The sequence below is a fragment of the Flavobacterium album genome (genome assembly GCF_003096035.1).
Classification (GTDB): Bacteria; Bacteroidota; Bacteroidia; order Flavobacteriales; family Flavobacteriaceae; genus Flavobacterium; species Flavobacterium album.
Map to the genome: position 1 here is coordinate 22176 of NZ_CP029186.1, position 11038 is coordinate 33213.

Annotated in this window: 11 protein-coding genes and 1 tRNA gene; 7 read left to right on the forward strand and 5 right to left on the reverse strand. The window is 43.3% G+C overall.

What is annotated here, in order from left to right; genetic code table 11:
• Positions 1–7: 7 nt before the first annotated feature.
• Together HYN59_RS00120 and HYN59_RS00125 are read left to right on the forward strand one after the other, a co-directional pair.
• Positions 8–745, forward strand: a complete 738-nt coding sequence (locus tag HYN59_RS00120; RefSeq protein ID WP_108776332.1) for a head GIN domain-containing protein — start codon at positions 8–10, stop codon at positions 743–745.
• Positions 746–812: 67 nt separating this feature from the next.
• Positions 813–1304 (forward strand): nuclear transport factor 2 family protein, encoded by a 492-nt coding sequence (locus HYN59_RS00125; protein ID WP_108776333.1) that lies wholly within the window; start codon positions 813–815, stop codon positions 1302–1304.
• 88 nt (positions 1305–1392) lie between these two features.
• On the opposite strand, the gene HYN59_RS00130 is transcribed toward HYN59_RS00125, so the two are convergent.
• Complete coding sequence (locus HYN59_RS00130) at positions 1393–4677, reverse strand: S41 family peptidase (protein ID WP_219928788.1); 3285 nt, start codon at positions 4675–4677, stop codon at positions 1393–1395.
• A gap of 144 nt (positions 4678–4821) precedes the next feature.
• Here HYN59_RS00130 and HYN59_RS00135 point away from each other — a divergent pair, with 144 nt between their 5' ends.
• Positions 4822–5655 (forward strand): GIN domain-containing protein, encoded by an 834-nt coding sequence (locus HYN59_RS00135; RefSeq protein ID WP_108776334.1) that lies wholly within the window; start codon positions 4822–4824, stop codon positions 5653–5655.
• Between the two features lie 136 nt (positions 5656–5791).
• Here HYN59_RS00135 and trxB read toward each other — a convergent pair whose 3' ends face one another.
• Positions 5792–6745: a thioredoxin-disulfide reductase gene (trxB, locus tag HYN59_RS00140; protein WP_108776335.1), complete on the reverse strand. Its 954-nt coding sequence runs from the start codon at positions 6743–6745 to the stop codon at positions 5792–5794.
• 250 nt (positions 6746–6995) lie between these two features.
• On the opposite strand from trxB, the gene HYN59_RS00145 reads away from it, so the two are divergent.
• Positions 6996–7199 (forward strand): hypothetical protein, encoded by a 204-nt coding sequence (locus HYN59_RS00145; protein WP_108776336.1) that lies wholly within the window; start codon positions 6996–6998, stop codon positions 7197–7199.
• 148 nt (positions 7200–7347) lie between these two features.
• Here the strand turns inward: HYN59_RS00145 and HYN59_RS00150 are convergent.
• Together HYN59_RS00150 and HYN59_RS00155 are read right to left on the reverse strand one after the other, a co-directional pair.
• A tRNA-Pro gene (locus tag HYN59_RS00150) sits at positions 7348–7422 on the reverse strand.
• Positions 7423–7754: 332 nt separating this feature from the next.
• On the reverse strand, positions 7755–8276 hold the full coding sequence (locus HYN59_RS00155) for a lipocalin family protein (protein ID WP_108776337.1): 522 nt from the start codon (positions 8274–8276) through the stop codon (positions 7755–7757).
• 230 nt (positions 8277–8506) lie between these two features.
• On the opposite strand from HYN59_RS00155, the gene HYN59_RS00160 reads away from it, so the two are divergent.
• The 3 genes from HYN59_RS00160 to HYN59_RS00170 all read left to right on the forward strand — a co-directional run bounded on the left by HYN59_RS00160 (position 8507) and on the right by HYN59_RS00170 (position 10197).
• A complete protein-coding gene (locus HYN59_RS00160) occupies positions 8507–8959 on the forward strand; it encodes a VOC family protein (RefSeq protein ID WP_108776338.1) in 453 nt (150 codons plus the stop codon).
• Between the two features lie 334 nt (positions 8960–9293).
• On the forward strand, positions 9294–9665 hold the full coding sequence (locus HYN59_RS00165; RefSeq protein WP_108776339.1) for an iron chaperone: 372 nt from the start codon (positions 9294–9296) through the stop codon (positions 9663–9665).
• A gap of 154 nt (positions 9666–9819) precedes the next feature.
• On the forward strand, positions 9820–10197 hold the full coding sequence (locus HYN59_RS00170) for a hypothetical protein (protein WP_108776340.1): 378 nt from the start codon (positions 9820–9822) through the stop codon (positions 10195–10197).
• Positions 10198–10200: 3 nt separating this feature from the next.
• Here HYN59_RS00170 and HYN59_RS00175 read toward each other — a convergent pair whose 3' ends face one another.
• Positions 10201–10953: a hypothetical protein gene (locus HYN59_RS00175; RefSeq protein WP_146185832.1), complete on the reverse strand. Its 753-nt coding sequence runs from the start codon at positions 10951–10953 to the stop codon at positions 10201–10203.
• Positions 10954–11038 lie beyond the last annotated feature (85 nt).

An 11038-nucleotide genomic window follows, 5' to 3' on the forward strand; every position in this document is an offset into this window, starting at 1 on the left:
TATCATTATGATCAAAGTTATTACCCATGTGGCCAAAGCAATTGTAGCGGTCGCAACAGCACTTCTCTTTTTTTCCTGCGGCTTTGAGGCTAATTTTAAAAGTATGGACGGCAGCGGAAACGTTGTGACCAAAGAGCGCAAGCTGACGGGCGACTACAAAGCGATCTCGGCAGGCAGGGGAATTGATGTGGTTATTGAGCAGGGCGACAGCTATGCCGTGATCGTAGAAGCCGATGACAACCTGCAAAGCCATATTACAACAAAAGTGGAGGGCGGCGAGCTAAAAATCTCTGCCGATGTTAACATTCGCAATGCCACTTCAAAAAAGGTGATCGTAAAAATGCCTCATATCGAGAGTATTGAATCCGGAAGCGGCGCGAGCGTTACCAGCAGGAACACACTGAAAGGTGAAACGATTGATCTTTCATCTGGCAGTGGCAGTTCGATAGATGTTACCATAGATGCAAAAAACAGCACTTGTGAGTCGGGCAGCGGCAGTACGCTCACCGTTGCCGGAAAGACTGATAACCTGGAAACAGAATCATCGAGCGGAAGCTCACTGAACGCAAGGAAACTGGCTGCAAAAAAGGTGAAGGCTGAGGCATCAAGCGGAAGCACAATTACTGTAAATCCTGCGGAATCACTCTCTGCAGAGGCATCGAGCGGCGGCTCTGTAAATTATGTATCTACTCCTGCGAACCTTACTAAAAAAGCCTCTTCAGGCGGATCGGTAGGCCAGGAATAAATAAAAAATGCCCGTGTAACAAGCGGGCATTTTTATCACAATTTTATCATCAATCAAAAAAACAAACATGAAACAATTATTCCTGGCTGTATTGCTATGCCTTTCGTCAATTGGCTATTGCCAGCAAAAAGAAACCGGGTATCCCGCTTCGCAAAAGGAACTGGAGAAAAAGATCATTGCTCTTGACAAGGAGATTTTCGATGTCTTTAACAACTGCAATATTGAGGCTTTCAGGGCATTTTTTACGGAAGACCTAGAGTTTTATCACGATAAAGGCGGTATGACCACCTCCCGCGATGAAATGATCGCCAAAACAAAACAGAACCTTTGCAGCAAGCCGGGATGGCAGATACGCCGTGAACCTGTGGAGGGAACATTGAATGTGTACCCGCTTGATGGTTACGGTGCCATACTTACCGGCGAACACTTGTTCTATGTAACCGAAGACGGAAAAGAGCAACTTACCGGGCGCGCTAAGTTCACCCATATATTCCTGCTCAAAGAAGGCAAGTGGAAAATAAGCCGCATCCTGAGCTACGACCACCATGGCGTGGAATAACTTCTGATTTTTTTAAAGCGAAAACCCCTCCCTTAATGCCATTCGGGAGGGGTTTTTATAGGTATGCCATTTGTAAATGGTACTATCTTTATTTCTTAAGAAGCTCCTCAACGGCTTTTTTCAGCTGCTGGTCTTCTCCTATATTGGTTTTACCCGGCTCGTTTTTTACTTTCACATCCGGCTCCAGTTGAAAATTTTCCATCAGCCTGTCTTCTGCCACGGTACGCATCCCTATTTGAGGGATACCGAAAACGGTGCTTCCATCGATCATTTTTTCCCACCATACTGCCGTACCCGTACCAGGAACCGGCATTCCTATGAGTTTGCCAATGCCTAAAGCTTTATAAGTGTACGGGAACATGTGCGCATCAGAATAATTGCCTTCGCTTATCAGTACTGCCGAAGGTTTCTGCCATTTGAATAACGGCTCCGACCCCATCTTCTGCCCTCTCGGCTCAAAGGTCATATAGGGCTTGCCGCTAAGGAAAGTAGCAAGGTCATCGTGCAGCCATCCTCCGCCATTAAAGCGGGTATCCACTATAAGGGCCTCGCATTCATGGTACTTACCCAGCGCTTTTTCAAATACGGTACGGAAACTTTCAGAGTTCATCCCTTCAACATGCACATAGCCTATCCTGCCACCGGAAAGGCGCTCTACGTCTTTCTCCCTGTTCTTTACCCAGCGCTCGTAGGCCAGCCCATTCTCTTTTGAGAGGGTTATTGGCTCCACCACTTCGTTCCAGCGTTTGCCTGCCTGCTCATCAAACAGGGAAACCTGGGTTTTCTTATCAGCCTTGCGGTTCAGCAGGGCATAATAGTTTTGCGCAGGGGTAATTTTTACACCGTCTATGGCTTCAATAATAACACCTGCCTTAATTTTCTGCTTTGTTTTATGCATCGGGCTTTTGTCGAGCACTTCTGCGATCCTAACGCCATTACCTGTGTAGCTGTTATCAAGGTACACACCCAGTGAAGCTGTCATATCATTGGTAGGCAAAGGTTTCGGGCGGTAGCGGCCTCCGGTGTGTGAGGCATTCGATTCGCCAAGCATTTCACCTAAGAGGTCGGCAAAATCTACAGAGTTATTAATGTACGGCAAAAATTTAGCGTACTCCTTTTTATAAAAATCCCAGTCGATGCCATGCAGGTCTGCCAGGTAGAATTTCTTTTTGAATTGCCTCCACGCGTGTTCAAACATGTAGGCGCGCTCGGCAGTCTGATTGAGGTTCATTTCCGAAGAGAAGTTCACGTTTTCCTTCTTGCCTTCCTTCACGCTTATTTTCGCAAGTTTGCCCCCTTTTTCGATAAGGAAAAGATTCTCTTCTTTTTTATCCATTTCAAGCTTGGAGTCACCACTATTCAGATTTACAAAAAGCTTGGTTTCCTTTTCCCTGAATTTTGTACGCCACAGGTTGTTTTCCTCTTCAAAACGGGTCAGGTAATAAATGTTCTCGCCATCTTTATCTACCACAAAGTCGGAAAGCTTTGAAGAATGTATGGTCAGCTTTTCTTTGCGGTCCTGAAGGCCTTCGAAGTCGATCCTTATTGGCTTAACGGGTTTCTTTTCATCCGCTTTATCATCGCCTTTATCTTTTTTATCTTTATCCTTTTTATCGTTGTCGCCTTTGTCTTTATCCTTGTCTTTTTTCGCATCCTCCTGCTCCTTCCAAAGCGCATATTCTGCCTTGTTCAACTGGAATTTCTTATGCGCGTCTTCAGTCAGGAATATGGCATACACATCGCTTTCAGAACCCCAGCTGCCGTGGGAACGATAGCCTTCCTTATCAGATGCCCAATACACCATACTGCCATCCATGCCAAATTTTGGCTGTTGGTTATTGTAGCCGCTCTGGCTCAGGTTGATGGGCATTTTACCGTCGTTCACATTAACAAGGCCGATATCGGTATTCCAGCGCTGGTAGGCCAGATAGGTTACAAGGAGCCACTTGCTGTCTGGTGACCATGTAAAATACTGGTCGCCATCAGTATAGGAATAATTATATTTCCCTTCGAGCACGGTACGCGATTTCCCTGATGCTTTATTGAAAACCCTTACTGTAGTACGCTCTTCCAAAAATGCAATTTCTTTGCCATCCGGCGAATACTGACCCTGGAACGATTCTTTCCCGGAATTTACCAATAGCGTTTCCTTTATTTCCGAAGCATCAAACATGTACTTCTCGTCCTTATTTACAATGGATGATTCGTAAAGGTTCCAACAGCCACCGCGCTCTCCCGAATACAGCAAACTCTTCCCGTCGGGGCTGAACTGAATGTTGCGTTCCTGTTCCGGGGTATCCGTTATTCTTTTGGTCACGCCAAATTCTATCGAAACCACAAAAACCTCGCCGTGCACTATAACGGCTGCTTCTTTGCCATTGGGCGATATTGCAAATTCCTGTGCATCTGCCTTTATAGCTTCAACTACCTTTTCATTATAACGCTCGTCCGACTGAATAGCTATCGCTACTTTTTGCGGCTGCCCGCCTGCCGGCTGGGTATAGATCTCACCGTCCCATGTGTAGCATAAAGTCCCATTTGCCGAACGGCTCAGGAAACGCACTGGGTGTTTGGCAAAATTCGTTACCTGCTGTGCATTGCTTTCCTTGTTGGCTACTAATGAAGCCTTCCAGACATTGAAGCTGCCGCTTCTTTCACTAAGGAAAAAGTATTCATTATTATTCCCGAATACAGGATTCCGTTCTTCGGTTGTGCTTTCGGTTACGGGAAAATATTGTTTGTCCTTAATATTATACAGCCACAGATCGCGCGTTACCGATGAGGTATGGTGCTTGCGCCACGGATCTTCATAGCCTTTCCTGTCATGAAAGAACAGCCAGTTGCCATCATTGCTGAAAACCGCCATTTCGGCCGGTGTTGCAATAATGCGTTTTTCCATACCGCCATTTACAGCGATTTCATATAATTCCGGCAGCACCGCCGACGGGAATATAACCGTAGCCACATCATCAAGGCGTGATGAAGCGAAGATCACCTTATCATCCGAAGGGGAAAAGTCAGAGGGAACGTCATCGGCAGAATGATACGTCAGCCTTTTGGCTACACCGCCGGTAGCAGGAAGCACGAACACATCTTTGTTACCATAACGTGTTGAGGAGAAAGCGATCTGTTTGCCATTGTTGCTCCACACAGGGTCAGCATCATAAGCCTCATGTATCGTAAGGCGTAGCGCCTGGCCACCGGATGCAGGTACTGTAAAAATATCTCCCTGGTAAGAAAAAGCGATTTGCGAACCATCCGGGGATATTACTGCATTACGAAGCCACTTAGGCGTATTATCAATACTTTGCGGTGCCTGCGGGTAGAGATTTGAAAAAACAGCCAGCATAGCAAACAGGGTAAATCTACTCATAGTGTTGTGTTTTATTTGAACAAATATATGTCCTTTTGAGTGCGCAGCCAATTATTCTTCCCAATTCAATTTGCAGGTTCAAAACATAAGCCTGCATAGGTGTTTTTTATATATTTGCCTCAACCAATAAACGTCCGAATTCTAATGAAAAAATTTCTTCCGGTGGTAATAGCGCTGCTTTTTGCCACAACCGCATTCGCGCAAAAAAGAGAAAAAATAAAAGGATCCAAAACGGTAACCGTAACCCAAAAGGAAGTCCAGGCTTTTGAAAACCTTGAGGTGGAAGACAACCTTGAAGTATTCCTTGTAAAGGGTGAAAACCAAGCGCTGGAAATAGAGGCCGACGACAACCTGCATGAGGCTATAATGGCCGAAGTGAAAGGCGGTACCCTGCGCATCTACACCTCAAAGGAAATAACAGGAGCCAAAAAACTGAGCGTAAGAGTTATCTATAACGATAATCTAAAGTCGGTTACTGTAAAACACGAGACGGTACTGAACGCGCTCACTGACCTTGAAGTGCCTTCCATTACCATAAAAGCGCTGGACTTTGCCAAATGCTTTTTGAATGTGAAAGCAGGCAGCTTTACACTTCAAATGAACGACAAGACCAAAGGTGAACTGAACCTGAAGGCGGAGACTTCTGTAGTGGAACTGAGCAAAAATGCGGAATTGAAAGCCCTGATTGCCAGCCCTGCTGTGAAATTCGACATGTACCAGAAAACGAAAGCTGTTATTGAAGGCGATGCTGCCAATGTGCAATTGCGGGTAGACAACAACGCTTCCTTTACAGGGAAAAAATTCACGGCAAAAACCATGGAGCTTACCGCGGAAGGCTACACTACCACCAATGTAATGGTGACCGACCTGATAAGCATTTCGGCTTCGGGGAAATCGGAAACGGAATTATTCGGGAAGCCGAAAGTAGAGGTTAAGAATTTTGCCGACAGCGCGGTTCTTTATAAGAAGGAGCAGTAGGTTTTTAGTCGGAGGTTGGAAGTCCGATGATGACAGAAATCGTATAAAAAAAGAAGCAGTACATTTAAAATGTGTACTGCTTTTTTTTATTTATCCGGCGCTGTCATCCGACTTCGGACTTCCTACCTAAAAATTCTTAATGGCTCTCCAGAGTCGCTAAGTAACGCTCTGCATCTAATGCGGCCATACATCCTGAACCCGCGGCGGTAATGGCCTGGCGGTATTCTTTGTCCTGTACGTCGCCGGAAGCGAACACTCCAGGAAGGTTGGTTTTGGTCGACTTGCCCTGAGTAATCAGGTAACCGGTCTCATCCATATCCAGCTGGCCTTTGAAGATGTCGGTATTTGGCTTATGCCCAATAGCAATGAACAGTCCTGTAATAGCTATTTCCTGTTTTTCGCCTGTAACATTATTTACGATCCGAAGGCCTTCCACCACCTGGTCGCCGATAACCTCATCCACTTCGCTGTTGTAAAGCACTTTAAGGTTGGCTGTATTCGCAACGCGGTGCTGCATTGCCTTGGATGCCCTCATGACATCCTTGCGCACAAGCATAGTAACGCTTTTGCAGATATTGGAAAGGTAGGTAGCTTCTTCGGCTGCGGTATCCCCTGCCCCTACGATCGCTACATCCTGGTTGCGGTAAAAGAAACCGTCGCACACTGCACAGGCCGAAACGCCACCACCTCTTAGGCGCTGCTCGCTTGGAAGGCCAAGGTATTTTGCCGTAGCCCCTGTAGAGATAATTACTGTGTGTGCATGCACTTCTTTATTACCGTCTATGATCACTTTGTGCCATCCGCCCGGTTCTTTGCTAAACTCAACTGCTGTAGCCATACCGATGCGTACTTGTGTACCGAAACGCTCAGCCTGCTGCTGCAGCTGCACCATCATGGTAGGCCCGTCGATACCTTCAGGGTAACCCGGAAAGTTGTCAACTTCGGTCGTTGTGGTAAGCTGGCCCCCAGGCTCCATACCGGTATATAATACAGGGTTCATATCGGCCCGCGCTGCGTAGATCGCTGCGGTATAGCCCGCAGGCCCTGAACCGATGATAAGGCATTTTATCTTTTCTATAGTATCTGACATGATTATATTATGCTGATTAAATGGTACGCAAATGTAACATTAAATTAAAAAACCTGCTACAGATACTTATTAGTTTTACTTATGAGAAAATAACTTTACGTAATGATTGTGTTATAAAGGGGTTTGTAGGCAAAATGCTAATAAAACATTAAATGTGCTAAAGTTTTATTAAGGCGTTTCCTCACAAAAAAACGTATCGCTAATTTTAGGGAAGATTAATAACCTAACGACTAACTAAAAATATAAAGCTATGTACATTTCTATCTTCAGGACACTTTACAAAAATGTTACCGACAACGAAAGAATCGAACGTTTACTGAGGCGCAACAACATTTCATTCGAAAAAACACTCAATGAAAAAGGCTCACGTTATAAAATTGCCTATGATAATGAAGAGACGTTGTCTACTTTCAGGAAAAATCTGAGGACTATGTACCCTCAGATATGTTTGTAACAAATCATCGTGGTATACTATAAGATCCTCCTGTATCCGGGAGGATTTTTGTTGAAGTGCAATCCCGATAATTATCGAAATAACCTTCCTGCACCGGCGGGACGCAAATTAATATAAAAAAAGCCGAACATTGCTGTTCAGCTTTTTGTCGGGGTGGCAGGATTCGAACCTGCGACCTCCTGGTCCCAAACCAGGCGCGATGACCGGGCTACGCTACACCCCGAATATCTCTCAATTAGAGGATGCAAAGATACTATTAAAAATGATTTCTCAAAACATAACAGGGGTTTTTATTTCACAAATAAATATGCTTAGATTTTTGATTTCATAAAACTTTAAAAACAACGTTTTGTATATTTAACTTCCTAAAAAAACCATCATTATAAAAAAAATTCTCTTTGCCATCCTATTCTCAGGATGCTTGTCCGGCCTGCATGCGCAGGGCATCGTTTATCAGGAAATAAATCTGAAGTTTGCCATAGTAAAATGAGCAACTATAATATATGGAAGGGGCCGCCTAATATTAAGCGGCCCCTTTAATTTATTAAATATCCGTTACTTTTTGGCAACGAACTTCATGATCATATCAGGCTCTGATTTCATCTGGATATCAAGCTTGTCGTCTGTAAGAGTCAGCACATTTACTTCCTCTTTTTTATCCTTTTCAGTGTCGGCAGCCATTGTAAGGGTTTTACCATCATCACTAATGCTCCATGTACCTTCGGTTGTTATGTCTTTTGTATCTTTTATCGTCATGGCGAACCTGCCATCGGCTTTGAATTCATAGATCATGTTGCCCTTCACTTTAGCCATAGTTTCAGCCATCTTCTTTTTCATTTCCTCCTGCTTTTCTTTCGGCTCTTTAGCGATCATTGCTGTAGGGTCCATCTCCTCGATTATCCATGTCTTAGTGATCATGGTTTTGGCATCAGCTGCAGGGGTTTCTTCCGTTTTGGCTTCTTCCGTTTTGGCAGCAGCTTCAGTTCCTTCTTTTGCAGCATCGCCTTCTTTCTTTTCGCCGCAAGATGCTAACATCAGAGTTACAGCAAGTGCAAGCATTAAATTTTTAAATTTCATAAAGTTATATATTGGTTAAGCCACAAATAAAATAAAAATTTTCATACAAAACATTTAGACAACGTTGTTTTTTAACTCTTTTTAACAGATATTATCATACCAACATTGCAATCTGTCGCAATGTGTCGCAATCTGCCCGCCTGGTTGTCGGGTTTGCCCCGCTTCGTTCACCCTGTAATATTCTAAATTTGTATAGATCATTCAGGACAAACAACTTAAAACCCATCGTTATGCAAAAAATAATGCCTTTTTTATGGCTCGATGCCAATCTCAATGAAGTGGTAGACTATTATACCTCCATCTTTAAAAGCTCGAAGGTGACCAGCTCGAACAAAACGCCCGATGGTAATCTGATGACCGCCTCTATAGAAATAGAAGAACAGCCGTTTATGCTGCTCAGTGGCGGAACCCATTTTAAATTCAATGAATCGGTATCCTTTATGGTGCGCTGCGAAACACAGCAGGAAGTCGATCATTACTGGAACAGCCTTACTGCCGACGGCGGCCAGGAAAGCATGTGCGGATGGCTGAAGGACAAGTACGGGCTTTCATGGCAGATAACACCAACCGTGCTCCTGGACCTGATGTCGGCGGGTGGTGAAGGCGGCCAGAGGGTAATGCAGGCCATGATGCAGATGCGGAAAATAGACATTGCTAAAATTGAAGAAGCCTATAATTGGTAATCTTAATAAAAGGCTATAGGAATGTGTCATTCTGACGAAGGAAGAATCTCTTTTGAATCAATAATTGAGATTAATTCCGCAAGCTACGTTCAGAATGACACGTTTTCTAAAGTTAGAGTTAAATCTATATAAATGTCATTCTACAATTTGCAGGTTTTATTTTCACGCAAAGGCGCAAATCCGCTAAGACTCATGCCGAATTTAGGGCGTAAAAGCCGCAAAGCATTGCTTAGTGATGTTTAGAGTGCCTAGCTTTGCGTCTTAGCGACTTTGCGTGAAATTCAATTTAATCTGCGCGAAAATAAAATTGGTTCAACTATATCTATACCATAGCATGGACAAGCCAAAAGACATCGACGACTACATAGCCGGATTTCCTGAGGAGGTGCAAAAGCTATTACAGGAAGTCCGGGAAACGGTGCAAAGCACAGCGCCCGATGCTACAGAAAAGATAAGCTACGGCATGCCTACCTTTGCCCTCAATGGCAACCTGGTTTATTTTGCTGCTTTTAAGAACCATATCGGTTTTTATGCGCTACCATCGGGCACAAAAGCATTCCGGGAAGAACTGGCAACATACAAGACAGGCAAGGGGTCTATACAGTTTCCGTTCGACAGGCCGCTGCCTTTAAAGCTGATACAACAGATCGTAAAGTTCAGGATTGCTGAAAATGAGGAAAAGGCAAAGCTAAAGAAGAAAAAGTGAACAGCCTTGGCAAGCGCTTCATCACTTATAAATAGCTTTTATCAACTGGTTAAAGTAACACCTTCACAATAAGAACTTTCCGAAACGATAACATAACCTAAACTAAATATTAGATAAGTGCGGATTACTTATTTTTGGCCAAAATGTCCCAAACGTGAAAAAGAAAACTTTTCGCAGGCTCGAAATTCTGCTCCATGTACTTACCTCTGTCATATTGCTGCTAAAAGGATATGCCGAAGTTGTAAAACACTTATATTTTCCCGGATGTATCTTATTAGGGCTCGGCATTATCGTTCTGTCCATTACTTTTTTTTGGAGGAAGCTGAACATAAAGCCAAAACAGGCCCGTATCATGTGCTATTACATTGAAGCCCCGGCCCTGTTCTTAACCGCGTATGTACTCTACCTCGAAAAAAATGAATCGTTGCCACATATATTCCTGCTGGCCGGCATGCTTTATCCCATGCTGGGATTCATCTCTTCGAAGAAATTTAAAAGGATAAATAAATCTTTAGACACTTCCCGCAGATAAGCATTAGGGAATTACATGGAAACCTGCAATTTTAGGCTTATCATCATTATCTAAAAAGATTACCTCCCATTCCAATTTCTTTTTGCCGGAAGATAACGTAGTATAGTAAAACCGGATTACTTTTAATCCCTCTTCTGTATCAAATTCAAAACCATCATCTTCAATCTTTCGTACTCCTTCAATGGCTTCAGAAAATTTTTTACGATCGTCGTTAAAAGCACTATCGTCGTCTGGCATGGGGATATAGGCCGGATCTGTTAAGCTGTAAAATCCTTTATGGTTACCGGCAATATAAAATCCTACAGCTGAACGTGCAATCTTCAGATAAGGGTCTATTTTTTCCAGATCATGCACTTTATATGTTATTGTTTCCGTTTTGAATATAGAGTTTACAGTAATGTCTATAATCCGGATATCTTTTTTTTCTTTTTCATTAAAACTCCTGAATATTATTACAGCCGCTTTGGATGCAATGAAAGAAGGGGAATACGGTTTTTTTGTATCAAGATTGAGATTGTCTATTTTAATGCTATAAGTATCATTCCCGGCCCGGCTTTTTCCATTTGGTAAAGAAACAGGCAAAACCCTGACTTTATAATTTGAAGCAATTTCCTCTAAAGGGTCTGTGACAGCTTTAACAGTAGTTTTAGCAGCTATTACTTTGGTCTCAGGAGAAGTTTGTTCATTATTACTTTTCCTGCATCCGATCAAAAGAACGAAGCAAAGTAGTATGCTTAAATTTTGTATACTCTCCATCTATTTATTTTTGATGCATGCACTTCCGTCCGTGGTAAGAACAATATCATGCTGACAATTCTTTTTAATATTATCTAAAACTAAT